General features: G+C 70.7%; 23 protein-coding genes. 13 read left to right on the top strand and 10 right to left on the bottom strand.

What is annotated here, in order from left to right; translation table 11 throughout:
* Nucleotides 1-76: 76 nt before the first annotated feature.
* From pstC to pstB, 3 genes are read left to right on the top strand one after another with little or no spacing between them, the layout of a single operon-like run.
* Nucleotides 77-1,081, top strand: coding sequence for a phosphate ABC transporter permease subunit PstC (gene pstC / locus ACFYRY_RS22540; protein WP_389148259.1), 1,005 nt, complete (start codon nucleotides 77-79; stop codon nucleotides 1,079-1,081).
* Nucleotides 1,078-2,136, top strand: a complete 1,059-nt coding sequence (gene pstA / locus ACFYRY_RS22535; protein WP_389148257.1) for a phosphate ABC transporter permease PstA — start codon at nucleotides 1,078-1,080, stop codon at nucleotides 2,134-2,136. The genes pstC and pstA overlap by 4 nt, the downstream gene beginning before the upstream one ends.
* A gap of 40 nt (nucleotides 2,137-2,176) precedes the next feature.
* Entirely contained in the window at nucleotides 2,177-2,953 is a 777-nt protein-coding gene (gene pstB, locus ACFYRY_RS22530) for a phosphate ABC transporter ATP-binding protein PstB (RefSeq protein ID WP_389148254.1), read from the top strand.
* A 342-nt stretch (nucleotides 2,954-3,295) separates the two neighbouring features.
* On the opposite strand, the gene ACFYRY_RS22525 is transcribed toward pstB, so the two are convergent.
* Nucleotides 3,296-4,294 (bottom strand): anion permease, encoded by a 999-nt coding sequence (locus ACFYRY_RS22525; protein WP_389148251.1) that lies wholly within the window; start codon nucleotides 4,292-4,294, stop codon nucleotides 3,296-3,298.
* A 7-nt stretch (nucleotides 4,295-4,301) separates the two neighbouring features.
* The gene (locus tag ACFYRY_RS22520) at nucleotides 4,302-4,922 is read right to left on the bottom strand and encodes a DUF47 family protein (protein WP_356767878.1); all 621 of its coding nucleotides are present in this window, start codon (nucleotides 4,920-4,922) and stop codon (nucleotides 4,302-4,304) included.
* Nucleotides 4,923-5,133: 211 nt separating this feature from the next.
* On the opposite strand from ACFYRY_RS22520, the gene ACFYRY_RS22515 reads away from it, so the two are divergent.
* Complete coding sequence (locus ACFYRY_RS22515; RefSeq protein WP_356767876.1) at nucleotides 5,134-5,493, top strand: metal-sensitive transcriptional regulator; 360 nt, start codon at nucleotides 5,134-5,136, stop codon at nucleotides 5,491-5,493.
* A gap of 74 nt (nucleotides 5,494-5,567) precedes the next feature.
* On the opposite strand, the gene ACFYRY_RS22510 is transcribed toward ACFYRY_RS22515, so the two are convergent.
* From ACFYRY_RS22510 to ACFYRY_RS22485, 6 genes are all read right to left on the bottom strand, one after another.
* The gene (locus ACFYRY_RS22510) at nucleotides 5,568-5,732 is read right to left on the bottom strand and encodes a hypothetical protein (RefSeq protein WP_356767874.1); all 165 of its coding nucleotides are present in this window, start codon (nucleotides 5,730-5,732) and stop codon (nucleotides 5,568-5,570) included.
* A 109-nt stretch (nucleotides 5,733-5,841) separates the two neighbouring features.
* Nucleotides 5,842-6,675 (bottom strand): hypothetical protein, encoded by an 834-nt coding sequence (locus ACFYRY_RS22505; RefSeq protein ID WP_389148247.1) that lies wholly within the window; start codon nucleotides 6,673-6,675, stop codon nucleotides 5,842-5,844.
* A 348-nt stretch (nucleotides 6,676-7,023) separates the two neighbouring features.
* On the bottom strand, nucleotides 7,024-7,458 hold the full coding sequence (locus ACFYRY_RS22500; RefSeq protein WP_389148245.1) for an NUDIX hydrolase: 435 nt from the start codon (nucleotides 7,456-7,458) through the stop codon (nucleotides 7,024-7,026).
* A gap of 23 nt (nucleotides 7,459-7,481) precedes the next feature.
* Entirely contained in the window at nucleotides 7,482-8,579 is a 1,098-nt protein-coding gene (locus tag ACFYRY_RS22495) for a CHAD domain-containing protein (protein WP_389148242.1), read from the bottom strand.
* The gene (locus tag ACFYRY_RS22490) at nucleotides 8,560-10,926 is read right to left on the bottom strand and encodes an RNA degradosome polyphosphate kinase (protein WP_389148239.1); all 2,367 of its coding nucleotides are present in this window, start codon (nucleotides 10,924-10,926) and stop codon (nucleotides 8,560-8,562) included. Before ACFYRY_RS22490 ends, ACFYRY_RS22495 begins: the two co-directional genes overlap by 20 nt.
* A 34-nt stretch (nucleotides 10,927-10,960) precedes the next feature.
* Nucleotides 10,961-11,401 (bottom strand): GntR family transcriptional regulator, encoded by a 441-nt coding sequence (locus ACFYRY_RS22485; RefSeq protein ID WP_389148417.1) that lies wholly within the window; start codon nucleotides 11,399-11,401, stop codon nucleotides 10,961-10,963.
* Nucleotides 11,402-11,511: 110 nt separating this feature from the next.
* Between ACFYRY_RS22485 and ACFYRY_RS22480 the strand changes: the two genes are divergently transcribed.
* From ACFYRY_RS22480 to ACFYRY_RS22460, 5 genes are all read left to right on the top strand, one after another.
* The gene (locus tag ACFYRY_RS22480) at nucleotides 11,512-12,054 is read left to right on the top strand and encodes an RNA polymerase sigma factor (RefSeq protein ID WP_389148236.1); all 543 of its coding nucleotides are present in this window, start codon (nucleotides 11,512-11,514) and stop codon (nucleotides 12,052-12,054) included.
* A 130-nt stretch (nucleotides 12,055-12,184) separates the two neighbouring features.
* The gene (locus ACFYRY_RS22475; protein ID WP_389148233.1) at nucleotides 12,185-13,021 is read left to right on the top strand and encodes a zf-HC2 domain-containing protein; all 837 of its coding nucleotides are present in this window, start codon (nucleotides 12,185-12,187) and stop codon (nucleotides 13,019-13,021) included.
* A 160-nt stretch (nucleotides 13,022-13,181) separates the two neighbouring features.
* The gene (locus ACFYRY_RS22470) at nucleotides 13,182-14,048 is read left to right on the top strand and encodes an ABC transporter ATP-binding protein (RefSeq protein WP_389148230.1); all 867 of its coding nucleotides are present in this window, start codon (nucleotides 13,182-13,184) and stop codon (nucleotides 14,046-14,048) included.
* A complete protein-coding gene (locus ACFYRY_RS22465; RefSeq protein WP_389148227.1) occupies nucleotides 14,045-15,568 on the top strand; it encodes an ABC transporter permease in 1,524 nt (507 codons plus the stop codon). Before ACFYRY_RS22470 ends, ACFYRY_RS22465 begins: the two co-directional genes overlap by 4 nt.
* Nucleotides 15,559-16,248, top strand: a complete 690-nt coding sequence (locus tag ACFYRY_RS22460) for an ABC transporter (RefSeq protein WP_389148224.1) — start codon at nucleotides 15,559-15,561, stop codon at nucleotides 16,246-16,248. Before ACFYRY_RS22465 ends, ACFYRY_RS22460 begins: the two co-directional genes overlap by 10 nt.
* Before the next feature lie 72 nt (nucleotides 16,249-16,320).
* On the opposite strand, the gene mshD is transcribed toward ACFYRY_RS22460, so the two are convergent.
* Nucleotides 16,321-17,247, bottom strand: a complete 927-nt coding sequence (mshD, locus tag ACFYRY_RS22455) for a mycothiol synthase (protein WP_389148221.1) — start codon at nucleotides 17,245-17,247, stop codon at nucleotides 16,321-16,323.
* 171 nt (nucleotides 17,248-17,418) lie between these two features.
* On the opposite strand from mshD, the gene ACFYRY_RS22450 reads away from it, so the two are divergent.
* Together ACFYRY_RS22450 and ACFYRY_RS22445 are read left to right on the top strand one after the other, a co-directional pair.
* Nucleotides 17,419-19,254 (top strand): bifunctional metallophosphatase/5'-nucleotidase, encoded by a 1,836-nt coding sequence (locus ACFYRY_RS22450; protein ID WP_389148218.1) that lies wholly within the window; start codon nucleotides 17,419-17,421, stop codon nucleotides 19,252-19,254.
* 92 nt (nucleotides 19,255-19,346) lie between these two features.
* Nucleotides 19,347-20,597 carry a DUF2993 domain-containing protein gene (locus tag ACFYRY_RS22445; RefSeq protein WP_389148216.1) on the top strand — a complete coding sequence of 417 codons (1,251 nt, stop codon included), beginning with the start codon at nucleotides 19,347-19,349 and terminating at the stop codon, nucleotides 20,595-20,597.
* Between the two features lie 92 nt (nucleotides 20,598-20,689).
* On the opposite strand, the gene ACFYRY_RS22440 is transcribed toward ACFYRY_RS22445, so the two are convergent.
* Complete coding sequence (locus tag ACFYRY_RS22440) at nucleotides 20,690-21,007, bottom strand: hypothetical protein (RefSeq protein WP_389148213.1); 318 nt, start codon at nucleotides 21,005-21,007, stop codon at nucleotides 20,690-20,692.
* Between the two features lie 215 nt (nucleotides 21,008-21,222).
* On the opposite strand from ACFYRY_RS22440, the gene ACFYRY_RS22435 reads away from it, so the two are divergent.
* Nucleotides 21,223-22,056 (top strand): helix-turn-helix domain-containing protein, encoded by an 834-nt coding sequence (locus ACFYRY_RS22435; protein WP_389148210.1) that lies wholly within the window; start codon nucleotides 21,223-21,225, stop codon nucleotides 22,054-22,056.
* The gene (locus ACFYRY_RS22430; protein ID WP_389148207.1) at nucleotides 22,053-22,271 is read left to right on the top strand and encodes a DUF397 domain-containing protein; all 219 of its coding nucleotides are present in this window, start codon (nucleotides 22,053-22,055) and stop codon (nucleotides 22,269-22,271) included. The genes ACFYRY_RS22435 and ACFYRY_RS22430 overlap by 4 nt, the downstream gene beginning before the upstream one ends.
* Nucleotides 22,272-22,331 lie beyond the last annotated feature (60 nt).

Below are 22,331 nucleotides of genomic sequence, written 5' to 3'. Positions count from 1 at the left end.
GCCAGGAGCCGCCGCCGACCGCGACCGGCTCCACTGGGCCGTACGGCGCGTACGGCTCCGCAGACCGGAGAACCCGATGGACATATCAACGAAGAACACCGAAGCCCCTCCACCCGCCCCACATCCCACGGCCGAGCAGAAGCGCGCGGCCCGCGGCGCGACCCGACCCGGTGACCGGGTCTTCCTCGGTCTCTCCCGTGGGTCCGGCATCCTGCTGCTCGTGATCATGGCCGCGATCGCGGTCTTTCTGACCTACCGTGCCTCGATCGCGATCGGCAAGGACGAGGCCAACTTCTTCACCGCCTTCGAGTGGAACACCAGCCTGCTGCCGCCGAAGTTCGGCATCGCCGTGCTGGCGTTCGGCACGGTGGTCTCCTCGATCATCGCGATGGTCATCGCGGTCCCGGTCGCCGTCGCGATCGCGCTGTTCCTCACCCACTACGCCCCGCGCAGGCTCAGCGGTCCCATCGCCTACGTGATCGACCTGCTCGCCGCCGTGCCGTCCATCGTCTACGGCCTGTGGGGCGCCCTGGTCCTGGTGCCGAACATGACCGGCCTCTTCGGCTGGCTGGACGAGTACTTCGGCTGGACCGGCATCTTCTCCTGGCAGGGTGGCGCGCCCCGCTCGATGCTGACCGTCGGCATCCTGCTCGCGATCATGATCCTGCCGATCATCACCAACGTCAGCCGTGAGGTCTTCCGGCAGGCTCCGCAGATGATCGAAGAGGCGGCCCTCGCCCTCGGCGCCACCCGCTGGGAGGTCATCCGCATGGCGGTGATCCCCTTCGGCCGCTCCGGCGTGATCTCCGCCTCGATGCTCGGTCTCGGCCGCGCGCTGGGCGAGACGATGGCCGTCGCCACCGTGCTCTCGCCGACCTTCGACATCCAGGCCAGCCTGCTCGACCCGGGCGGCGGCACCTTCGCCCAGAACATCGCCAGCAAGTTCAGTGAGGCCAGCGAACTCGGCCGGGACGCGCTCATCGCCTCCGGTCTGGTCCTGTTCGTCATCACGCTGCTGGTCAACGGCGCGGCGCGCATGATCATCGCCCGCCGCAAGGAGTACTCGGGGGCCAACGCATGAGCAACGCAGTCGCCGAAAAGCGCCCCAGCACCCTGCGCGGCGCCAGGCTCCCCAAGTGGGCCCCGTACGCCATCGCGGCGGGCTCCCTCGTCGTGGCGTTCGGCATCGGCCTGGCCGCCGGTCTGGACAGCAAGGTCCAGCAGGGCCTGATCGCCGCGATCATCTTCCTGCTCGCCACGTTCGGGATCGCCGCCCGCGTCGAGGGACGCCGACAGGCCAAGGACCGGATCGCGACCTCGCTGGTCTGGGTCGCCTTCCTGCTCGCCCTGATCCCGCTGGTCTCCCTGGTCTGGGTGACCGTCTCACGTGGTGTGAAGGTCCTCGACTTCTACTTCCTGACCCACTCGATGGGCCTGGTCGCCGACACCGACCCGGGCGGCGGTATCTACCACGCCATCATCGGCAGCCTGGAGCAGGTCGGCCTCGCCACGGTGATCGCCGCTCCGATCGGTGTGCTCACCGCGATCTACCTGGTCGAGTACGGGCGCGGCAAGCTGGCCCGCTGGGTCACCTTCTTCGTGGACGTCATGACGGGCATCCCGTCGATCGTCGCGGGCCTGTTCATCCTCAGCATCATGCTGATGTTCGAGATGCAGCCCTTCGGGTTCGCCGGGTCGCTGGCGCTGGCCATCCTGATGATGCCGGTCGTGGTCCGCTCCACCGAGGAGATGCTCAAGCTCGTCCCGAACGAGCTGCGTGAGGCCTCGCTGGCGCTCGGTGTCCCGAAGTGGCGCACCATCCTGAAGGTGGTCCTGCCGACCTCGATCGGCGGCATCGCCACCGGCATCATGCTGGCCATCGCCCGTATCGCGGGCGAGACCGCGCCGGTGCTGCTGCTGGTGTGGGGCAACTCGCTCATCAACACCAACCCCTTTGAGGGTGCGCAGCAGTCACTTCCGCTGTACATCTATCAGCAGTACGCGAACAGCGCGGGCTCCGGTGCGGCCTACGACCGCGCGTGGGCGGCGGCCCTGACCCTGATCGCGTTCGTGATGATCCTCAATCTGGTGGCTCGCGGGATCGCCCGCTGGAAGGCCCCGAAGACCGGTCGCTGACGCGGCCATACGGCGACTGATCTGGAAGCGAAGTACAAACATGGCCAAGCGAATCGACGTAAGCGGACTCACCGCCTACTACGGATCCCACAAGGCGATCGAGGACATCTCGATGACGGTCGAGCCGCGTTCGGTGACGGCCTTCATCGGCCCGTCCGGCTGCGGCAAGTCGACGTTCCTGCGCACGCTGAACCGGATGCACGAGGTCACCTCGGGCGGCCGGGTCGAGGGCAAGGTGCTGCTGGACGACGAGGACCTGTACGGGCAGGGCATAGACCCGGTGTCCGTGCGCCGCGAGGTCGGCATGGTGTTCCAGCGTCCGAACCCCTTCCCCACGATGTCGATCTTCGACAACGTGGCGGCGGGGCTGCGGCTGAACGGCAGCTACAAGAAGTCGGAGCTGAGCGACACGGTCGAGAAGTCGCTCAAGGGCGCGAACCTCTGGAACGAGGTCAAGGACCGTCTGAACAAGCCGGGCTCCGGGCTGTCGGGCGGTCAGCAGCAGCGTCTGTGCATCGCGCGGGCGATCGCGGTGGAGCCGAACGTGCTGCTCATGGACGAGCCGTGCTCGGCGCTCGACCCGATCTCGACGCTTGCCATCGAGGACCTGATCGGTGAGCTGAAGGAGCGCTTCACGATTGTCATCGTGACGCACAACATGCAGCAGGCGGCCCGGGTGTCCGACCGGACGGCGTTCTTCAACCTGGCGGCGGTGGGGCAGCCGGGGAAGCTGATCGAGATCGATGAGACGGAGAGGATCTTCTCCAATCCGTCGGTGCAGGCTACGGAGGACTACATCTCCGGGCGGTTCGGCTGAGTCTGCCTGTCTGTCTGCCTGCCGGTTTCGGCTGCGCCCGCTTGGGGTGAGCCGACGGTTGGTTCATGACCCCTCGCGGTGTTGCATGGCGGTGCCACCGCGAGGACGAAGAGGGCCCGCCCCTGGCTCCCAGGGGCGGGCCCGTCGTTTGTGGGGTGGGGTGCGGTGAGGTGGGGTGGGGCTGTGTGGGGTGGGGCTGTGTGGGTTCGCCCCCGCCGCCCCTACCCGTCCCGTCCTCAGGGGCTCTGCCCCTGGACCCCGCTGGGGCTCTGCCCCAGGCCCCGGTCGGCCCTGAAGGGGCCTCGTCCTCAAACGCCGGACGGGCTGGAGGGGGGTGCGGGCTTACAGGAAGGCCAGGTTTACGACGCCGAAGGCTCCCGCGGCTACCAGGGCCGCTGCCGGCATGGTGATGAACCAGCCGAGGATGATGTTCTTGGCCACACCCCACCGCACGGCGTTCACGCGCTTCGTTGCGCCGACGCCCATGATCGCGGACGTGATGACGTGGGTCGTGGAGATCGGGGCCTTGAAGATGAAGGCGGTGGTGAACATGATCGACGCGCCGGTCGTCTCCGCCGCGAATCCCTGGGGCGGGTCCAGCTCGATGATCTTCCGGCCGAGGGTCCGCATGATCCGCCAGCCGCCCGCGTAGGTGCCCAGTGACAGCATCACCGCGCAGACGATCTTGACCCATACCGGGATGGGGTCGCCGTAGTCCTGGACGTCCGCGATGACCAGCGCCATCACCACGATGCCCATGGTCTTCTGGGCGTCCTGGAGACCGTGTCCGAGGGCCATACCGGCCGCCGACACGGTCTGCGCTATCCGGAAACCGCGCTTGGCCTTGTGCGGGTTGGAGCGCCTGAAGAGCCACAGGATCGCCGTCATCACCAGGTAGCCGACGACCAGGCCCACCACCGGCGAGATGAACATCGGGATGACGATCTTGTCCAGCACCCCGCTCCAGTACACGGTCGTGCCGCCGGCCAGCGCGGCCCCGACCATCCCGCCGAACAGCGCGTGCGAGGAGGACGAGGGCAGTCCGAAGTACCAGGTGACCAGGTTCCAGGTGATCGCGCCGATCAGCGCCGCGAAGAGGATTCCCATCCCCTTGGACCCCTGGGGCGTCTGGATCAGCCCCTCGCTGACGGTCTTGGCCACCCCGGAGCCGAGAAACGCACCGGCAAGGTTCATGACAGCAGCCATCGCGAGTGCGGCCCGTGGGGTGAGCGCGCGCGTCGAGACCGACGTGGCGATCGCGTTCGCCGAGTCGTGGAAGCCGTTCGTGTACGTGAAGAAGAGCGCGACCGCGATGGTCACGACCAGAGCCAAGGTGTCCATGAAGAGGTCAGGACTCCTTGACGGCGATGGTCTCCACCGTGTTCGCCACATGCTCGAACGCGTCGGCGGCTTCCTCGAGCACATCCACGATCTGCTTGAGCTTCAGCACCTCGATGGCCTCGTACTTGCCGTTGAAGAGCATGGCCAGCAGCTTGCGGTGGATCTGGTCCGCCTGGTTCTCCAGCCGGTTGACCTCGATCCAGTACTCGGTGAGGTTGTCCATGGTGCGCAGGTTCGGCATCGCCTCGGCGGTCAGCTCGGCCGCCCGCGCCAGCACCTCGACCTGCTGCTCGACGCCCTTGGGCAGTTCCTCAACGTTGTAGAGGACGACCAGGTCGACGGCCTCCTCCATGAAGTCCATGATGTCGTCGAGGGACGACGCGAGGTTGTAGATGTCCTCGCGGTCGAAGGGCGTGATGAAGGAGGAGTTCAGCTGGTGGAAGATCGCGTGCGTGGCATCGTCACCTGCGTGTTCCGCGGCCCGCATACGCTCTGCGATCTCGGCCCGGGCGGAGGCGTCCGCCCCGAGCAGTTCCATGAGGAGTTTCGAGCCCGTGACGATGTTGTCCGCGGACGCGGCGAACATGTCGTAGAAGCTCGTCTCCCTGGGGGTCAGACGAAAGCGCACAAGGGGTCCTCGGGGTGCATGGGTTTCGGTCAGGGTGATGCTAGGTGCATCATCCGGCCACGGCTAATGGGCCGTCCCCCAGTGTCGCCCATGGTGCAGAGTGGTCGGCAGGGGGGCCGCCCGGAGGCCTTCTACCCCGGAAAGTTCGGTAGGATATACCCTGTAGGGGTATAAGTCTGTCCATGGTTCTGTCCATGATGTGGAGGACGCGATGACGACCACAGAGGCCGGTGCGCCGGCGCCCTCCGCCGCCGAGGAGTCCGGCGTCGTGACGGACCACGACCGCGGTGTGCACGGCTACCACAAGCAGAAGGACGAACACCTCAAGCGGCTGCGCCGCATCGAGGGCCAGATCCGCGGACTTCAGCGGATGGTCGACGAGGACGTCTACTGCATCGACATACTCACCCAGGTGTCCGCCTCCACCAAGGCCCTGCAGTCCTTCGCCCTCCAGCTCCTGGAGGAGCATCTGCGCCACTGCGTCGCCGACGCGGCCGTCAAGGGCGGCGCGGAGATCGACGCGAAGGTGGAGGAGGCGACGAAGGCGATCGGCCGTCTGCTGCGCACCTGAGCGCAGTGTGTGGCCGAAAACAGTCGGACCGGCTCATGGGGCTCATGGCCCCGGATGCGACCGGCCCGTGCGTCTCAGGCGCGTTCCTCGGCCACTCGCAGCACCTTGTCGATGCTCTCCAGGCTGAGCCGGCCCTCGCCGGCGGCCGAGGCCGCGATGATCAGCTCTCCGCAGAGCTCTATCTCGGCGAGGGCCACGTGGTCCTGAACTGCCGTACCGCCGACCGGAGCCACGCGCATCACCTCGTCTCTGCTGTCACCGGCTTCCTAGAGTAGGGAGCGGCCCATGTGCGGCGCATGGCACGGACGGGCTAGTTCTTGACGTCCGTCACGAGTCCGTGCAAGGCCGTCATTCCTCGGCGATCCGTCCGGCGTAGATGTCGCCGTCCGCCGGCAACCGTACCTTCGCGGGTGTCCCGAAGTCGTAGAGCAGGGTCGTCGAGGCGACCGCGACGGAGTCGTTCGGCTGTCCGCCGACGAAGCTGAACCGGTGGCGGAGCTTGCGGACGCGCCCCTGTTCGTCGAGGTAGACGTCGAAGGGCACGCTGGCCGAGGCGAACCCTTTCGCCGCTGCCGCCAGCGGCCCCCTGCTCCCGGCGGACGCCGCCCTGGCCGCCACCCCGAGATCCGCCGTCCCCCGGTAGTGCCGCACCGCGGTCCCGGCGACCTCGGTCTCGCCCACGTACGTCGCCGTCCGCGTCCCGCGCAGCACCTCGGCGGCGGCGAGCGGATCGGTGACCCCGCCGGTGACGAGGTTCCCGTCGGAGAGGGTGACGGTGTCGACCCGGACCCATTTGTCGGCGGGCACACCGGCGCCCCGGTTCTTCATGAACAGGGCGCCGGGTGCGAGGAGTTCGGTGATCGGCCGGTGCTCGACGGCGCCCGCCGGGTCCTGCGGCAGCAGCACCTTCAGCCGCCCGAGCTGCCGGCGGTAGTCGTACACGCCCTCGCCCCGGATGGCGACCCGGGTCCCGCCGTTGGCCATCTCCATCGACGTACGGGCCTTCGAGGTGCCGGCGTCCACCAGGGTGTCGGCGACCCGCCGCAGGGTGCCGACCGGGTCGGCCGAGCGGGCGTCCTCGGTGGCCGCCCCGCTGCCGCAGCCGGCGGTGCCGACGGATCCGCAGAGCAGGAGCCCCGCCACGACGACCGCACCACCGGTACGCCTCTGCCGCTCCGCCATCGCCTGTCTACCCCCAGCCGGTATGTCCGTCACGGGCCCCCGTGTCATTCCGCTTAACGACTCGTCTGAGGGCCCGTCACGCGCACACCCGCCGTTTACCTAGCCTGGGTAACGTTGTCAGGGTGGCGCAGCAGGACAGGATTCCCCCACCTCCCGACCGACCGGCACACCACACGCAGACGGTCGAGCAGGGCCGTTTCTGCCTTGCCCGCTGTAGCTGTGGCTGGCGCGGCCCGGCGCGCAGAGCCCGCAGCCAGGCCCGCGCGGACGCCGAGGGGCACTACCAGGACTGAGGGGTGGCCCTTCCGTCACGGACCCGCGGGTGCGTTCAGGCACCCGCAGATGCGTTCAGGTGCGTTCGAACACGCGGACCAGCAGCTCGTCGAGCAGGGCCCGGTCCCGGGGCTGGGTAAGGCGGTGGCGGGCCGCCGTCGGGGAGAGCCAGAGGATGCGGTCCACCTCGTCGTTCGGGACGAACACGCCCTCGGTGGCCTCGGCGGCCCAGTAGCGGACCTCCTTGGCGCGGTCGCCCGCCATGTAGCAGACGGTGGACAACTCGGCGCCCGGCGCGGCGTCGTAGCCCGTCTCCTCGGCGACCTCGCGCAGGGCCCCGGCGAGGTGGTCCTCACCGCGCTTCAGCTTGCCCTTGGGCCAGGACCAGTCGTCGTATTTCGGCCGGTGCACCAGACAGAGCTCCAGGGCGCCGTCCACCGGGGAGCGGCGCCACAGGACGCAGCCCGCCGCCTGGACGGGGGCTTCGGGGGCTTGCTCGGGTTGGTTCATGTCGTTCACCGCCTCCTGAGGGGTCAGGGCGTGCCGACCGTCTGCTTCTGCCAGGACTGCTGGAAGGCGAAACGGGCCGCCTCCACCTCGTGCCGCTGGTCCGCGTGGAGCACACCGAGGGCGTAGGCGGTCGCCGGCGCGATACGCGGGGTGCGGGCCGCCTGCGCCGCGGCCGCGGCCGCCTCGGAGGCGTCGCGGTGCCGGTCCAGCGCCTGGCCCGCGGTCAGCAGGCGTACGTCCACGGGGGCGTTCGTGCCCTGGATGACCTCGCGGGCGTAGCGGTGCAGGCGCAGCAGCAGGCGGACCTGGTGCCAGGGGGTGTCCTGGGGGTGCGGGGCGGGGTCGGGGGACAGGCCGTGGATCAGGGCCTCGGCGTTGTAAGGGTGGCCGGCCGTGACGAGGGGGAGGGCGGTCACCGCGTCGGTGAGCCTCTCCTGGGCCGCGGTGGCGTGCGGGTGCAGGTCGGTGGCGGCCCCGGTGGGCACCAGCGGGACCTCGCTGGCGAGTACCGCGATGTTGTCGGCGACCGCGTGGAAGCGGGAGGAGCCGAGGGCCTGGAGGGCGGTCGAGTGGGCGCGGGTCCTGGCCAGGGTCAGCTGGCGTTCGAGCAGGGCGCCCGCCTTGGCCGCGCCCACCGTGAGGTTGCCGCGGTCCGGGGCCGCCGGATGGGACGGCGGACCGGAGCCGCCGGCCTGCGCCGCGCCCACCGTGGCGCCCTTCGGCTGGGCCGGGAACACCGCCCCGGACAGCCGGTGCAGGGCCAGCAGCAGCCTCTCCAGGCGGGCCGCGTAGGCGTGTTCCATGGCCAAGGTGCCGGACAGCCAGGCCAGTTCGGGACGCATGGACTCCGACCAGTCCGCGTCCAGCAGGGGGCGGAACGTGTGCAGGCTGCCGCTGATGCGGCGGACCGCGCGGCGCAGGGCGCGGGCCGGGTCGACGGGATCCCCGGGGCTGCCGGGGCCCTGCGGGCCCGAGCCGTTCGCCGCGGTGCCGCCGGTCTCCCGGTGCAGCCGCAGGGCGCGGAGGAACTCCGTGGCCTGGGCCCGCAGGTAGTCCGCGAGGGCGTCCCCGGTCACCCGCCCGGCCAGCGGGTCCGTCGGGTCAAGGTGTTGCTGTGCCACGCCGGCGCCTCCGGGCGTCTATGAGCATCTCCTGGACGTTGCGCAGGGGTTGGCCGTCGGCGTCGGTCGCGTGCCTCGTCCACTCACCGTCCGGGCCCAGGTGCCAGGAGGAGGTGGTGTCGGACATGCCGGTCTCCAACAGCCGGTTGAGCGCCGCGCGATGGGCCGGGTCGGTGACCCTGACCAGCGCCTCGATACGGCGGTCGAGGTTGCGGTGCATCATGTCGGCGCTGCCGAACCACACTTCGGGTTCGCCGCCGTTGCCGAAGGCGAACACGCGGGAGTGTTCGAGGAAGCGGCCGAGGATCGAGCGGACCCGGATGTTCTCGGACAGTCCGGTGACGCCGGGGCGGACCGCGCAGATGCCGCGCACCCACACGTCGCACTCCACGCCCGCCTGGGACGCGCGGTAGAGGGCGTCGATGATCGCCTCGTCCACCATCGAGTTGACCTTGATACGGACGAACGCGGGACGTCCGGCCTGGTGGTGCTGGACTTCCTTGTTGATCCGCGCGATCAGGCCGTCCCGCAGGGACTTGGGGGCGACCAGGAGACGGCGGTAGGTCTCCCGGCGCGAGTAGCCCGACAGGCGGTTGAACAGGTCGGAGAGGTCGGCGCCGACCTGCGGGTCCGCGGTGAGCAGGCCGAGGTCCTCGTACAGCCGGGCCGTCTTCGGGTGGTAGTTGCCCGTGCCGACGTGGCTGTAGCGCCGTAGCGTGTCGCCTTCCTGACGGACCACCAGGGACAGCTTGCAGTGGGTCTTCAGACCGACCAGGCCGTAGACCACGTGGCAGCCGGCCTCCTCCAGCTTGCGCGCCCACTTGATGTTGGCGTGCTCGTCGAAGCGGGCCTTGATCTCGACCAGGACGAGGACCTGCTTGCCCGCCTCGGCGGCGTCGATGAGCGCGTCGACGATGGGGGAGTCGCCCGAGGTCCGGTACAGGGTCTGCTTGATCGCGAGGACGTCGTCGTCCTCGGCCGCCTGCTGGAGGAACGCCTGCACCGACGTCGAGAACGAGTCGTACGGGTGGTGCAGCATCACGTCCCGGGCGCGCAGGGCCGAGAAGATGTCGGGCGCGGACGCCGACTCGACCTCGGCGAGGTCGCGGTGGACGCCGGCGATGAACTTCTTGTACTTCAGCTCGGGCCGGTCGAGGGAGCCGATACGGAAGAGGCCGGTGAGGTCCAGGGGACCCGGCAGCGGGTACACCTCGGCCTCGCTGATCTTCAGCTCCCGGACCAGCAGGTCGAGCACCTCGCGGTCGATGTTCTCCTCGACCTCCAGGCGCACCGGCGGCCCGAAGCGGCGCCGCATCAGCTCCCGCTCCAGGGCCTGGAGGAGGTTCTCGGCGTCGTCCTCCTCGACCTCCAGGTCCTCGTTGCGGGTGACCCGGAAGGCGTGGTGCTCCAGCACCTCCATGCCCGGGAACAGCTCCTCCAGGTGGGCGCCGATGACGTCCTCCAGGGGGACGTACCGGCCCTGGGAGACCTCCAGGAAGCGGGACAGCAGCGGCGGCACCTTGACGCGCGCGAAGTGCGGGGTGCCGGTGACGGGGTTGCGTACCCGCACGGCCAGGTTCAGGGAGAGGCCGGAGATGTAGGGGAAGGGGTGCGCCGGGTCGACCGCCAGCGGGGTCAGCACCGGGAAGATCTGGTGGCGGAAGAGCGTGAAGAGGCGGGCCTGCTCCTTCTCCTCCAGCTCGCTCCAGCGGACCAGGTGGACGCCCTCCTCGGCCAGGGCGGGGGCGACGTCCTCGTGGTAGCAGGCGGCGTGCCGGGCCATCAGCTCGCGGGAGCGGGCCCAGATCATCTCCAGCACCTCGCGGGGCTGGAGACCGGACGCGGAGCGGGTGGCGACACCGGTGTGGATACGGCGCTTGAGACCGGCCACCCGGACCATGAAGAACTCGTCCAGGTTGCTGGCGAAGATCGCGAGGAAGTTCGCGCGCTCCAGCAGCGGCGTGTTCGGGTCCTCGGCGAGTTCGAGGACGCGCTCATTGAAGGCCAGCCAACTGCGCTCCCGGTCGAGGAAGCGGCCCTGCGGAAGCTGGGGCCCGTCGAACGGTGCCTCCTCGTACGCGTCGAGGTCGGCGTCGATGTCGGGCTCCAGGTCGGAGACGGCCGCCGACACGGTGTGCGGGCGGTGCGCGGCTATGGAACCCACGGAGGGCTGCGCGTGCTGGACCTGTGCCTGGGCGTTTGGCTGGTTCATGGACCCATTCTTCCGCGCCAGGAGCGAAACAGGCGCGTCGGACAGCGCCGGCGGGACCGCGGCGAGCCCGCGGGCGTCGCCGTTCCCCGCGGTTCCCCCGGGGGGAGGCGAAGGCTCTGGCGCGGCTGGCTTCATTCACTGAGCGTCGCAAGCCCGTCTGAACCAATGGTTACGGCGACATGGCGTGCGGGATATCTGGGGGCGGCTCCCGGACATCGACGGGATCTCCTGGATCCCGGTGGAAGTGCTTCTCGAGTGCGGCGGTGAACAGTGCGGCCACGTCGTCCCGGTCCAGCCCGGCCTCCCGGGCCCTCGCCGTCCACGCGTCCAGCTCCCCACGCAGGGGGGAGCCGGCCGGGGCGGTGCCCAGTGAGCGCCGGACGAAGGTGCCGAGGCCGCGGCGCGCCTCGACCAGGCCCTCCCGTTCCAGCTCACGGTAGGCCTTCAGGACGGTGTTCGGGTTGATGGCGGTGGCCTCGACGACCTCGCGGGCGGTGGGAAGCCGGTCGCCGGGCACCAGCAGGCCGAGCCGTAGGGCCTGCTTGGTCTGCTGGACGATCTGGACGTAGGTGGCCACGCCGCTGTGCCGGTCGATGCGGTACTCGACCATCGGGATCACCACTCTTTCACTAATTGAGTAGTGAAAGGGTGCTTATTGTTTTCTTCAAAGTCAAGCGTGATCGCGTGAACCGATCGACCCGGCTCGTCCGATGAGGAGACGTGAGCGAGACAAGAAGCGACGCGGAGCTGCTGCGGGCCATCGCGGCGGACGCCGACCGGCGCGCCTTCGAGGAGCTGTACCGGCGGTTCGCGCCGTGGCTCACGGCACGGCTGCGCGGCAGGTGTGCCGACGCCGGGCTCGTCGACGACGTCGTACAGGAGACCTTCCTGGCGGTGTGGCGGGGCAAGGCCCGGTACCGGCAGGAAGGGGACGTGGCGGGGTGGCTCTGGCGCATCGGGTCGCGGCGGCTGGTCGACGCGCTGCGCGGGGACGGGGCACGGGGGCGGCTGCGGCAGGCGCTGGCGCGACTGCGGCACCGGGACGAGGCGTCCGCGGAGGAACGCGTGCTCGCGGGGGTGGAGCACGGGGACCTCGCGGGCGCCCTGGTCCGGCTCTCACCGGAGCTGCGGGCGGTCCTGCAGGCGACGGTCATCGACGGCCTGACCACCCGGGAGGCGGCCGTCCTGCTGGGCATCCCGCCGGGCACGGTCAAGACCCGGGCGATGCGCGCCCGCCGGCAACTGCGGGAGGCGCTGGCATGAGGACGCGTGAACGACCGGGAGGCGGGGGCGTGACGGGACGTGAAGGCCTGCGGGGCGGGGGCGACGCGACGCGTGAACGATCGCGAAGGACCGGCATGAGGACGAGTGGACGACGGTGGGAGGTGGCCGCATGACCTGGCATGTGAGCGAAGAGGATCTGCGGGCCTACGCGCGCGGAGAGTTGGCGCCGCCCGTGCTCTGGGCCGCCGACACCCACCTCGGTGCCTGCGCCCGATGCCGGGCCGTGCTGGCCGACGTCGGCGACCCGGCCGCCCTGGACGCCGGATGGGACCGTCTGGACGCCGAACTCGACGCGCCCCGGCCCGGGTGGGCCGAGTCGCTGCTGGTGCGGGCGGGGGTCCCCGACCACATCGCGCGGCTGCTCGCGGCCACGCCGGTGCTGCGCGGGTCCTGGCTGGGCGCGGTCCTCGCGGTGCTCGGCATGAGCGTCTGGGTGAGCAGTGCGCTCCGGACCACGGACTCGCCCACGCTCTTCCTCGCCCTGGCCCCGCTGCTGCCGCTGGCCGGCGTCGCGCTCTCGTTCGGGCCCGTGCTGGACCCGACGTACGAGATGGCCGTGGTGGCCCCGCTGCACGGCTTCCGGCTGCTGATGATCCGGACGGTCGCGGTGCTCGTCGCCGGACTCGGCCTCGACGGCCTGGCCACGCTCGCCCTGCCCGGGTACGGGCTGCGGGCCCTCGCCTGGCTGCTGCCCGCGCTCGCCCTCACCGCGACCGGGCTGGCACTGACTCCCCGGCTGGGCCCGGTGTGCGCGCCCTCGCTGGTCGGCGGCGCGTGGATCGCGCTCCTGCTCGCCGCGCGCGCAGCCGATCCGGGCGTCGACGGGGCGTTGGTGCCGTTCACCGCGCTCGGGCAGGGAGTGGCCGCCGCGGTGGCCGCGCTCGCGACCGGGCTGCTGTTCGCCGGCCGGGACGGCTTCGACCGCTTCCTGGGGAGGGCCGTGTGACCGCGGCTCCTCGTGCTCCACGGGAGGGCCGTGTGACCGCGGCGACGGCCGTGTGCTTCTCACCTGTGCCGGCGCAGGTCCGTATGACCGTCGTTCCGCCTGTTCCGGGGCGGGCCCGGATGACTTTTGCAACCTTCGACCATCTTCTTGGGAGTGCCGTATGACCCCCACCGTCTCTGCCTCCGGGCTCAGTCTCCGCTACGGCGGTACGCGCGCCCTCGACGACGTGTCGCTGCGGCTCGCGCCGGGCGTCACCGGGCTGCTCGGGCCCAATGGGGCGGGCAAGACCACCCTGCTGCGGGTGCTGGCCACGGCCGTGCCCGCCGACCACGGCGCTTTCACCGTGCTCGGCCATGACCCGGGCACCTCGCGCGGCCGGCAGGAGGTGCGGCGGGTGCTCGGCTACCTGCCCCAGACCCCCGGCTTCCACCCGGACTTCACGGCCTTCGAGTTCGTCGACTACGTGGCGATCCTGAAGGAGCTCACCGACCGCGCCGCACGCCACCGTGAGGTGCGGCGCGTCCTGGACGAGGTCGACCTGGCCGACGTGCGCGGCAGGCGCATCAAGAAGCTGTCCGGCGGTATGCGGCAGCGGGTCGCGCTGGCCGCCGCCCTCGTCGGCGACCCCGGTTTCCTGGTCCTCGACGAGCCGACCGTCGGCCTGGACCCCGAACAGCGCATGCGGTTCCGGGAGTTGATCGCTCAGGCGGGAGAGGGCCGGACCGTGCTGCTGTCCACCCACCAGACGGAGGACGTGGCGATGCTCTGCCACCGCGTCCTGGTGATGGCCGGCGGCCGCGTCCGCTTCGACGGCACCCCGGCCGAACTGACCGCGCGGGCGGCCGGCCGGGTGTGGAGTGCCGCCGAGCGTGCCCCGGCCGCGAAGGCGGGCTGGCGCACCGGCACCGGCACCTTCCGCAACGTGGGTGATCCGCCGCCCGGCGCGGAACTCCTCGAACCCACCCTGGAGGACGGCTACCTGCTCACCCTCGACGGCGAGGACGCCCAGGAGGTGACGGCGGCATGAGCGCGGTCATGGAAGCGGCACCGACCGTGGTGCGCACCGAGCCGGGACGGCCGTGGCGGGCCGTGACGGACCTGGCCCTGTTCGAGGCACGGAGACTGCTGACGCGGATCCCGGTCCTCTTCGCGTTCCTGGTGTACATCGGCTGGATCGTGTGGCGGACCCGGCACTCCTTCGACGGCTTCCCGGCCCTCCAGGACGCCGACCGCGCCACCCAGGGCGGGCCGCTGCTCGTCGGTCTCGCGGTGCTGCTGAGCGCCAACCAGGCGGTGCTGCGCGCCAAGCGCCGTGACACGGAACGGCACTTCGCGGTTCTGGTGGTGCAGCCGTGGCGGCGTACAGCCGCACATGTGCTGTCCGTCGTGCTGGTGGCCGCGGTCGTCGCGTTGTGCGTGGCCGGGCAGTTCACCTGGGAGGCACTCAAGTCCGGGGCGGTCGGCCGCGGTTCGGTCGGCGAACTGCTCGTCGGCCCGCTGACCGTACTGCTGGCCGGGACCGCCGGGGTTCTCCTCGCCCGGCTGGTGGCGTCGGTGGTCGCGTCGCCGCTGCTGATCGTCTCCCTTCTCCTCCTCTTCCTCTTCAGCACCACCTCCACCGGCGAGGAGGACGGCACGCGCTGGCTGTACCCGGTGGTCAGCGAGAACGGCTCCAGCGCCCTCCCGTCCGACCTGCTGGGCCGGCCCGCCGCCTGGCACGCCCTGTACCTCCTGGCGCTCGCCCTGACGATCGGTCTGCTCGCCGTGCTGTGCGGCGGCGGGCGGCGGATCCGGACCGTGCAGGGCGCCTTCGTGGCCATGCTCGCGGTGACCGTGCTCGGCGCGTCCGCCCAGATGACCGGGGTCCCGGCCGCCACGACCGCCGCCCGCGAACGGGATTCGGCCACCCCGGAGAAGGAACAGACCTGCGTCGAGCGGGACGGGTCCACGTACTGCGCGTTCCCCGAGTGGACCCCGCGGGCCGGCACCTGGGCGCAGGCGGTGGACCGGGTCCGGTCCCTGGCGGGCGGCACCGCGCACGACCAGAAGCTCCTCGTCCGGCAGCGGATCGAGGCCCGCTACGGCCTGAACTCCGAGAGCACCCTCGCCCCGTCCACCACCCCGCACCAGGTGACCGTGGGCACCGACTGGGGCGGCAACCGTGTCCCCGAGTTCTCGGTCGCGGTCGCCGGCGTGCTGGTCGCGGGCGACGAGAAGAAGGCGACCGACGGCCTGTGCGACGGGCGGATGGTCACCATCATGTGGCTGGGCCTGGCCGACCGGCCCGACCCGATCGGCGACCTGGCCCGGGTCCGTCTCGACGACAGCGTCAGCGGCTCCGCGCTCGTCATCTCGCCGACCGACCCCCTGTACATGACGAACGGCCAGACCAGTGTCGTACGGCAGCTGCTCGACCAGCCCCGGCGGACCGTCGCCGCGCGCGTGAGCTCGCACTGGGCGCAGCTGACCGCGCCGAAGGTGACGACCGCCGAGGTCGCTTCGCTGCTGGGCGTCAAGGCGCCGAAGGAGGCGGACAAGTGCCTGTAGCGGCGACGGTACGGGTACCTGTGGTGGCGACGGTACGAGTGCTGCTGGTCCCCCTCGCGCGCACGATGCCGTGGCGGGCGCTGGGCGCGGCCGGTGCGGTGGGTCTGCTGGTGGCCGCCGTGCCCCGGCTGCTCGGCGACCAGCCCTCCGACTGGCTGGCGCTCAACCTGCTGCGGGCCGCAGCCCTCGCCCTCGCCGCGGGACTGGCGTTCCTCCTGGACGACCCGGCCCGCCACACCACGACCCCGGTACCGGTACGGCGGCCGGTCCGCCAGCTGCTGCGGGCGGTTCTGGTGGTCCCGTTCGCCGCGCTGTTCTGGACCGCGGCCGTGCTGCTGGTACCGGCGGCGGTCCGGCCGCCGGTGGGCGCGGTCACCCTGGAGGCGGCGACGGCGTTCGCGCTGGCGCTCGCTCTGTCCGCCGCGTCGATCCGCTTCCGGGAGGAGCCCCGGCCGGGGGCGGGGGTGACGGCGGTGCTCCTCACGGGGGCCGTACTGTCTCCGCTGCTGCTGCCGGACCGTTGGGCGCTCGTCGTGACGGTGACGGACGAGCGGTGGGCGGCCGCGCACGAGCGGTGGGGGGCGCTGCTGGCGGCGGCGTTGGCGGTGTTTGCGATGTGCGGGATGGAGCCGGTACGGCGACGGTGGGCGGCGGGTCCGTTGAAACCGTCGCGCACCTGAGGGCCCCGGTCCCGGTGACCGGCCCTGTCCCAGGGGCGGTCACCGGCTGTCCGTTACAGCCCGCGCGGGTCCTCAGCTCTCCGTGCGGTACATCAGGTCCGTCTCGTACGTCTGGAAGCCCAGTCGTTCGTACACCGAGACGGCCGCCTCGTTGTCGGCGTCGACGTACAGCATCGCCGTCGGCAGCCCCTGGTCCGCGAGGTGCCGCAGCCCGATGGTCGTGAGCGCCTTGCCCAGGCCGCCGCCCTGGGCGCCGGGCCGGACTCCGAGGACGTACACCTCACCGAGCTGTTCCGCCGCGTGGACCTTCGTCCAGTGGAAGCCGACGAGTTCGTCGCCGCGGAAGGCCAGGAAGAAGCCCGCGGGGTCGAACCACTGCTCGGCCATGCGGTCGTCGAGGTCCCGCTGGGTCAGGGACCCCTGCTCGGGATGGTGCGCGAAGGCCGCCGCGTTCACCGCGAGCCACGCCGAGTCGTCGGCGCCGGGGACGAAGGCCCGTACCGTCACTCCCTCCGGGAGCACCGGATCCGGCAGGTCCAGGTCGCCCAACGACCGCCGCATCTGCCGTAGTTCACGGAACAGGGTCAGGCCGAGCACCTGCGCCAGGTGACGGGCGGCGGAGTGGCCGCCGTGCGCCCACACCCGCAGCCGTTTCCCGGACGCGGCGAGCAACGCGGAGCCCAGCGCCCGGCCGTGGCCGTGGCCCCGGTGCGAGGGGTGGACGACGAGTTCCGCCGCCGGCGCCTCCACCGGGTCGGTGTCCTCCAGCTGGGCGTAGCCCACGAGTTCGTCCCCGACGGACAGCAGCAGATGGGCGACTCCGGTGCGCGGGCCGCCCCGCAACTGCAACCGGCCCTGTTCCGACACCGCCTGCTGCCCGTCGCTGTCCGCCGCCGTCGCGAGCAGCGCGAGCACCGACTCGGTCTGGTCCGGGGAGAGCTCGGTGCGGGTCTCGATGGAGCGGGGGATACCGGTGCGTGCGATGTCGTCGCTGGTCATGCGTACGAGGGTAAGGGGAGGTCCCGGCAAAGTGGCGGCAAAGAAGCAACCAGGATGTAACCGGGAAACCTCTGTCGCGCTACGCGCGTTGACCCTAGGCTGCGCCCGACGGGCCCCCACTTCACACCTACTCGCGGGGCCCACTTCCACACCTGAGTCACAGGGGGGCGTATGCCAGCCACATCCCACCCGCACCCGGAACGCGCCGTGCGCCGCAGACCTCGTACCCGCCGGTTCCTCGCCGCTGCCGCCGGTCTCGCCGCCGTCGCCACCGTCGGCGCGCTGGCCGCCGCGCTGCCGGCCGCCGCGAGCGCGGGCGAGAGCAAGGGGCGCCCCGGCGGTCACACGCCGGGCCGCTACCAGGACGTACAGTTGCTGTCCTTCAACGACCTGCACGGCAACCTGGAGCCGCCGTCCGGCTCCTCCGGCCGGGTCACCGAACTCCAGGCGGACGGCACCACGAAGACGATCGACGCGGGCGGCGTCGAGTACCTCGCCACCCATCTGCGCGAGGCCCGCAAGGGCAACCCGTACTCCGTCACCGCGGCAGGCGGCGACATGGTCGGCGCCTCGCCGCTGATCTCGGGCCTGTTCCACGACGAGCCCACCATCGAGGCGCTCAACAAGCTCGACCTGGACGTCACGTCCGTCGGCAACCACGAGTTCGACGAGGGCGCCAAGGAGCTGAGGCGGCTGCAGAACGGCGGGTGTCATCCGACCGCCGGCTGCTACACGGACAAGAAGTTCAAGGGCGCCGACTTCCCCTACCTCGCGGCGAACGTGCTGGACGAGAAGACCGGCAAGCCGATCCTCAAGCCGTACTGGGTGTGGAAGAAGAAGGGCGTCAAGGTCGGCTTCATCGGCGTGACCCTGGAGGACACCCCGGGTGTCGTCTCCGCCGAGGGCGTCAAGGGCCTGAAGTTCAAGGACGAGGTCGAGACGATCAACAAGTACGCCAAGGTGCTGCAGAGGCAGGGCGTGAAGTCGATCGTGGCCCTCATCCACGAGGGCGGGCTGCCGGCCTCCTCCTCGTACAACTACGACTGTGACGCCGGCGGCGCGGGCAACGGCATCTCCGGCCCGATCGTCGACATCGCGAAGAACATCACGCCGTCGGTGGACGCCCTGGTCACCGGCCACACCCACGCGGCGTACGTGTGCACCATCCCCGACCCGGCGGGCAAGCCGCGCATGGTCACCTCGGCCGCGTCGTTCGGCCGTCTCTACACGGACACCACGCTCACGTACGACCGGTGGACGGGTGACATCGCCCGGACGTCCGTGAAGTCGGCGAACCACGTGGTCACCCGGACCGTCCCCAAGGCGACGGACATGACCTCGCTGATCAGCAAGTGGAACACCCTCGCGGCGCCCATCGGCAACCGCGCCATCGGCCACATCTCCGCCGACGTGCCGAACACCGGCACCGAGTCCCCGATGGGCGACCTGATCGCGGACGCGCAGCTCTGGTACGGCCGTGAGCTGGACGCCGGGACCGACCTCGCGCTGATGAACCCGGGCGGCGTCCGGGCGGGCCTCACCTACGCGGCCAAGGGCAGCGAGGGCGACGGCGTGGTGACGTACGCCGAGGGCTTCACCGTGCAGCCGTTCTCCAACACGGTGAACCTCCAGGACTTCACGGGCGCCCAGGTGATCCAGGCGCTCAAGGAGCAGGTGAGCGGCGTGAACACGGCCGCGCCGAAGATCCTTCAGCCGTCCGCGAACCTGACGTACACCCTGGACCTGACGAAGACCGGCGCGGACCGGGTCGTCACGGACTCCATCAAGGTGAACGGCACGGCCATCGACCCCGCCGCCACCTACCGCGTCGCGACCAACAGCTTCCTCGCGGGCGGCGGCGACGGCTTCACCACCCTGGGCCAGGGCACCAACGACCTCGTCGGCGCCGACGACCTGACCGCCCTGGAGCAGTACCTGACGGCCAACTCCTCGGCGTCCGCGCCGATCGCGCCGCCGGTGACGAACCGGATCACGACGGTGCAGTAGCGAACGTTCCATGGGTCCGCGCATGGTGAGCTGAGTCGCACCGGGCCGGTTCGAGTTGCGGGTGGGGGGTACGCGCATGGTCGGATGGATCGATGCGCGCCCCCCATCACCATTCGACGCATCCCCCCGCAAACGCCTATGCACATCCGTACGACGATGTCGGTGCCCTCGGTGACGACGGCTCAGCCGGTCCACACGGACCACCGGAGGAGGCCCTCCAGCCGGGCTCCGAGCAGCGCTCCGCGGAGGACGACTCCTGGGCTCCGCCGCACCACGGCCGCAGCGACAGCAGCAACAACCGCCGTCGCAAGCGCGGCCGGTTCGCCGGACTTCCGTTCGCCCTGAAGGCGGTCTGCGGCCTCGTCGTCCTCGCCGCCTTCCTCACCATCGCCGACCGCTGGGCCCTGCTGTACGCCGAGAGCCGGGCGGCGGACACCCTCAAGGACCGGATGAAGCTGACCGCGGCGCCCGAGGTGGAGATCGGCGGATTCCCGTTCCTCACCCAGGTCGCCGACAAGCGGCTCGACTCGGTACGGCTGACCGTGCCGGACGTCGCCGCCGACCGGGTCTCGCTGGCCCGCGTGACGGCCACCGCGCACGACGTCCGTCTGAACGCGGACGGGCTGACCGCCATACGGGGAGCCGACATTTCCCGCCTCGACGGCGACGTGCTGCTCTCCTTCGACGATCTGAACCGTGAACTCGGCGCGTCCCAGGTGAAATTCACCGGCCAGGGCAAGGACCGGGTGCTGGCGCGCGGCACGTTGCCGGTCGCCGGGCACGATCTGCGGCTGCGCGCCGACGCGCACCTGCGGCGGGAAGGTGACCGGGGCATCGCCACCGAGATCGGCGGAATGCGTCTGGACATCGGCGACTTGGCGACGTACCGCCCCGGCAGCTCGGCCTCCGAGGGCCTCCACCTGACCCGCGAGGCCGCCGCCGACCTCACCCATGAGACCCGCAAGGCGAAGGCGCTGCTGGCGGTTCCGTCGGTGGTGCGGGCGCTGGGTGTGCCCGACTCCGAGGTGCGCGAGGCGGAGCGCTCCGACACCGCGCTGTCCCGGCTGACCGGGCGACCGGCCTTCGTACGGCAGGCCATGGGCCTCAACCTCGTCGACCTGGCCGTGGAACAGCCCGAGCTGCTGCAGCGCCTCGGCTTCGACCCCGCGCTCCTGGACGCCCTGCCCCGGCTGACCCGACCGGTCCTCGCCGACCGGTTGTCCCTCGGCTTCGAGGTGCCCGAGCCGGACCGGGGCCAGGTGCGGCTGCGGGACGTGCGGGTGCGGGAGGACGGCATCCAGGTCCGGATCGAGGGGTCGGGGTTGGCGGTGGGCGGGTCCTGAGGGGGCCTGGTGGCCCCGCCGGTCGCAGAACGGTCACCAACCCGGACGGGCTATCTCTGGGCAGCAGACCCGGCGAGTCTCTGGACGCGGCGTCATGGTTCGTCGCGCGGGACGCGCCGGTCCCGGCAGTTCGCGACGCGGAGGGCGTCTCCCAGGGATTCCACCGCTCTGGTGAGCGCGAAGCGCACCGCTCGCTCTCCCGCCCCGGGATCGGCGAGCACGTCCCTGGCTCCCGCGAGCACCTGTTCCCCGGAGGCGAGCTGAGCCGCCTCGATCTCGTCGGCTAGCCGGGAGAGCATGCTGCGGTCGTTGTCGGTACTGAGATAACAGGGCCTGCCGTCGGGCGTGGTCCAGGGCAGCAGGCGGAGACCTGCGGTGCCGTTCGTCGGCGGTTCGGCGGAGGCGGTCACGCGGGGACCTCCCACGCGTCGAGCGCCCGCACCATCGCCGGCTGTACCAACTCGCGTAATCCCGCGACTCGTTCCCTCATGCCGGTGCTCCTTCGCAACGGTGCTGCGCCTGACGAGCGGTGATTACCGTTCGTGTCTCCACTGTCACTGTCCGGACGTACGCTTCGGAAGGGGGTTGGCGTTGTCTGCGGCCCCAGGCAACGGGGAGGGGTGACGTGACCGAACAGGTTGACGAGGGGGTCGAGTCGGGGCGTGCGGCTCTAGGGCGGACGCTGCGGCTCCTTCGGGAGAAGGCGGGTAAGTCGCTGGGACAGTTGGCCGAGGACACCGCGTACGACAAGAGCTACCTGTACCGCCTGGAGACGGGAGAACGGCTGTCCAAGCAGACCGTCATGGAGGATCTGGACCTGTATCACGGCTCCGGTGACCTGCTCGTTCGCCTATGGAAGGACGCCCGCAAGGAGGTCGTCAAGGACAAGTACAAGGCGTTCATGGAGCTGGAGGCGACGGCCCGGGTCATGTGGAAGTTCCAGCTGCGTGTGCCAGGCCTGTTGCAAACCGAGAACTACGCCCGTGCGGTGTTGTCAGGGTTGTCCAGAGCCCAGACAACGGCTGGCAACGGTGATGAAGTAGAAGAGCAAGTCGCATTGCGCATGGGGCGGCAGGAGTTGCTGTACCGCGATCCGGCACCGAGCGTGCGCGTGATCCTTGACGAGGGGGCGCTGCGGCGTCCGGCGCCCGACACAAGGGTGTGGATGGACCAGCTGTCGCACTTGGTGGAGGCAGCGGAGTCGCCGTCGGTCGTGCTGCAGGTGTTGCCCTACACAGCGGGCCTCCATGACCTCATGAACAGCGACCTCACGCTGATCTGGCAGCGAGTCGGTGAGCCTGTGGCCTACGTCGAAGGCAACGGCTTCGGCGCCCTGATCGATGATCCGGACAAGGTTTTGGCGTTCCGCTTGTCCTACGATCTCGTCAGAGACGCGGCCTTGACTCCGGGTGAGTCGACGGCGTTCGTCAAGCGCCTTCTGGAGGAGTGCAGATCATGAACCGAGCTCCCGACCTCTCCACCGCCGTGTGGCGCAAGTCGTCCTACAGCGACGGAGGCGACTCGAACTGCGTCGAAATCGCCGACGGCAACCCCGGCCTCGTCCCCGTCCGCGACAGCAAGACCCCGGCCGCTCGTCCGCTGGTCTTCCCGGCCGCCGCATGGTCGGCGTTCGTGGAGCGGATCAAGGGTGACGAGGGTGTCTTCCGCGGGTGAAGCGGTGCTTGGAAGGAGCCTCCTGGCGGCGTCGATTGAGAGCCCGACGACCACGGCCTC

Source organism: Streptomyces sp. NPDC005263, assembly GCF_042872365.1.
Taxonomy (GTDB): domain Bacteria; phylum Actinomycetota; class Actinomycetes; order Streptomycetales; family Streptomycetaceae; genus Streptomyces.
The sequence above is the reverse complement of the archived record's forward strand: the minus strand, read 5'-3'. Positions and strand labels throughout refer to the sequence as shown.

Bases quoted from the DNA above. Each gene is read 5' to 3' on its own strand.
- ACFYRY_RS22475 (WP_389148233.1), top strand. From the start codon at position 12,185: ATGACCTGGCATGTGAGCGAAGAGGATCTGCGGGCCTACGCGCGCGGA.
- ACFYRY_RS22430 (WP_389148207.1), top strand. From the start codon at position 22,053: ATGAACCGAGCTCCCGACCTCTCCACCGCCGTGTGGCGCAAGTCGTCC.
- ACFYRY_RS22505 (WP_389148247.1), bottom strand. From the start codon at position 6,675: ATGGCGGAGCGGCAGAGGCGTACCGGTGGTGCGGTCGTCGTGGCGGGG.
- ACFYRY_RS22515 (WP_356767876.1), top strand. From the start codon at position 5,134: ATGACGACCACAGAGGCCGGTGCGCCGGCGCCCTCCGCCGCCGAGGAG.
- ACFYRY_RS22445 (WP_389148216.1), top strand. From the start codon at position 19,347: ATGCGCGCCCCCCATCACCATTCGACGCATCCCCCCGCAAACGCCTAT.
- ACFYRY_RS22465 (WP_389148227.1), top strand. From the start codon at position 14,045: ATGAGCGCGGTCATGGAAGCGGCACCGACCGTGGTGCGCACCGAGCCG.
- ACFYRY_RS22490 (WP_389148239.1), bottom strand. From the start codon at position 10,926: ATGAAGCCAGCCGCGCCAGAGCCTTCGCCTCCCCCCGGGGGAACCGCG.
- ACFYRY_RS22525 (WP_389148251.1), bottom strand. From the start codon at position 4,294: ATGGACACCTTGGCTCTGGTCGTGACCATCGCGGTCGCGCTCTTCTTC.
- pstA (WP_389148257.1), top strand. From the start codon at position 1,078: ATGAGCAACGCAGTCGCCGAAAAGCGCCCCAGCACCCTGCGCGGCGCC.
- ACFYRY_RS22470 (WP_389148230.1), top strand. From the start codon at position 13,182: ATGACCCCCACCGTCTCTGCCTCCGGGCTCAGTCTCCGCTACGGCGGT.
- ACFYRY_RS22450 (WP_389148218.1), top strand. From the start codon at position 17,419: ATGCCAGCCACATCCCACCCGCACCCGGAACGCGCCGTGCGCCGCAGA.
- mshD (WP_389148221.1), bottom strand. From the start codon at position 17,247: ATGACCAGCGACGACATCGCACGCACCGGTATCCCCCGCTCCATCGAG.
- ACFYRY_RS22485 (WP_389148417.1), bottom strand. From the start codon at position 11,401: ATGGTCGAGTACCGCATCGACCGGCACAGCGGCGTGGCCACCTACGTC.
- pstC (WP_389148259.1), top strand. From the start codon at position 77: ATGGACATATCAACGAAGAACACCGAAGCCCCTCCACCCGCCCCACAT.
- ACFYRY_RS22510 (WP_356767874.1), bottom strand. From the start codon at position 5,732: ATGCGCGTGGCTCCGGTCGGCGGTACGGCAGTTCAGGACCACGTGGCC.
- pstB (WP_389148254.1), top strand. From the start codon at position 2,177: ATGGCCAAGCGAATCGACGTAAGCGGACTCACCGCCTACTACGGATCC.
- ACFYRY_RS22500 (WP_389148245.1), bottom strand. From the start codon at position 7,458: ATGAACCAACCCGAGCAAGCCCCCGAAGCCCCCGTCCAGGCGGCGGGC.